Raw genomic sequence first — 2,342 nt, forward strand, 5'->3', positions numbered from 1 at the left:
TCCAAACAACAGAGAAATCAGATCCAAACAACAGAGAAATCAGATCCAAACAACAGAGAAATCAGATCCAAACAACAGAGAAATCAGATCCAAACAACAAAGAAATCAGATCTCCCATTCTCACCAGATCATCTTACCTATGGACTTTACCCGGTTTAAACGCACAATTCCGATTGTATCATTATGATACCTTTTTAGATTTACCTTGTCAAGTTTTTATATTTTTCTTTTAATATTTTTGTCATTTTTTATCATATTTCTGTCTCTTATGCAAACAGGATGCCCAAAAAAAACATCATTGTGTTTCTATTTGCACAGTTGTAAAAATATCTCTTACAGCTTTCCCCATTTCATGAAAGCGCGTATTCATTATATAATCACTCATGATATAATAATGGGAAATTCGCCAATAAATGGTCATCCCTTGTTTTAGCTTCTTTACACTTACATAAAAGAAGCACGCCAGAACCAGCATATTACCAATATTGCGATAATCTTCTCATAAGAATTTTCTAATCTCCCCACACCTCAAAGAGCGAAAGTTCCGACAAGAAGCGAATGATACTTGCACTTCTTTTTCACGGCTCCACACTTTTACGCTTTTACGTCTTTACAGAACAAAACCAAATGAAACGTCCCCCCTCCACACAACGATTTGATAAAAACAAACTGCATCTCCAACAATAGATTTCTGTAAAGAATCCATAGGAATTTTATCGATCAGATTTAACCCTTAGATTAGTATACAAAACTACATGACAAAAAGTCATTTCCTATAAAAGAAAGGGTAAAAACTCTATGATTGAGACAAAATATGAGGAATGGCGAGCAGTAAAAATTAATATCTTTTGTCCCCATAACTTTGAAATTATAAGCTGGACAAATGATCCTTATTGACTGCATAATGTAATTTTACATCTGTAAGTTTTTACAGGTTAATTCAATCCCACCGTTTCCCCCAACATCTCATCATGATGATCTACGCTTTTTGGACACACTGGCAAAGGGGGGATCATCTATTATACGTACGTATATAATAATGTGTTGCGCCATCTGAATCATAAGAAACAAAAGACAATATACCTATCTCTATTCGCGTTATTCTATAAGTCAAAATGACACCGTTTTGCTGTTTTGGTTGATCTGTATAGATCACGGTATATCCATTCCGTCGCAACAGATCAATAAATACAGGAGTAAAGTTGTCTTCTGTGTTACTTTTTTTCACAATAAGTGTTGTTTTAGCGGGCGGCAAAGGTTTTTTAAGATTGTGAACAAAATCGTTAGCAATTAATTTTATATCGTCCTTCGTAATATTTTGAACAACATAACTTGATGAATAATTATTGATAGATGCGCACCCCGCCACCAACACAAGCGGTAACGGTAATAAATATTTTGACATCTTAACTCCCCTCGCATTCTCTCTCGACAAAGCTCTTACACCAGAAATAAGAGCAACCTTGCTTATCAATAAAAGTATTAACAACCTATTGGTTTGCAATCAAGCGATAAGTAATCAATTTTTCAGGAATAAAAAAAATGACACCATCTCCAAGCACTCTCAAAGTTTATACTTAACATACAAAAAAATATATATTAAAAGGACTTGACCACCTCCTTACACCTCAAAGAACGGGGGAGCACCCAACACCATTCTGTGCACAATTCGGCTTCTCTTGGGCGGGTTCTTCTTGGCTTCAGACTCATAACAGTTTACTTTAAAAGGCGCGACAGACAAGTCCTGCTTAAGAATACGCAGAGCGTTCTAGTGAGTATTACGTGACAATATATTCAAAACACCAACAAGATCTGTATTATTACTGTAACCGCCAATCTACCCCCCCATGTAAGTCTACCCATGTAAAAGTGATCTGTATTTGGCAATTTTCTTCAGCAACATAAAACATATATTAAGACACCGACCACCGCTCCACAATCCCACGTCCAGTTCTCAAAAATAACTCCCTCTCAAAGACCAAAGCACCCCACCCAGCACCGCTTCCATCCCGCATCGATTTGCAAACAATGCGCTGAAAACAAGCCTAATGGCTTGCAGCAAGCTCCCCTTACCAACCACGCATGCAGATCAGTCTCCTTTCCTCAAAAGAAGGCACGGTATAATAAGATTATCACTGCGCTTTATACCGTAAATTTTCCCAAATTTATGTTTCAGGTAAAAACGCCAACCGATCACCTTGCTTTTCAATTGTCACCACCGTCTCGTCGTGAATTTCTCCAAACAAGATTTTCTCTGCGAGAGGATCTTGAATTTCTTTTTGAATAATCCGTTTAAGCGGACGAGCACCATAGAGCGGATCATAGCCCTTATCGGCAAGAAA

Annotated in this window: 3 protein-coding genes; 1 reads left to right on the forward strand and 2 read right to left on the reverse strand. The window is 37.3% G+C overall.

Going from position 1 to position 2,342, the window contains the following annotated elements; all coding sequences use genetic code 11:
* A partial coding sequence (locus tag ACFIO3_RS08640) for a hypothetical protein (protein WP_375609343.1) occupies nt 1-233 on the forward strand: 233 nt, incomplete at its 5' end.
* 779 nt (nt 234-1,012) lie between these two features.
* Here ACFIO3_RS08640 and ACFIO3_RS08645 read toward each other — a convergent pair.
* Both ACFIO3_RS08645 and ACFIO3_RS08650 read right to left on the reverse strand, forming a co-directional pair.
* Nucleotides 1,013-1,405, reverse strand: a complete 393-nt coding sequence (locus ACFIO3_RS08645; RefSeq protein ID WP_375608189.1) for a hypothetical protein — start codon at nt 1,403-1,405, stop codon at nt 1,013-1,015.
* A 760-nt stretch (nt 1,406-2,165) separates the two neighbouring features.
* The coding region (locus ACFIO3_RS08650; protein WP_375704321.1) for a hypothetical protein at nt 2,166-2,342 on the reverse strand (177 nt) is incomplete at its 5' end.

The sequence above is a fragment of the Bartonella sp. AD328YNZD genome (genome assembly GCF_042196425.1).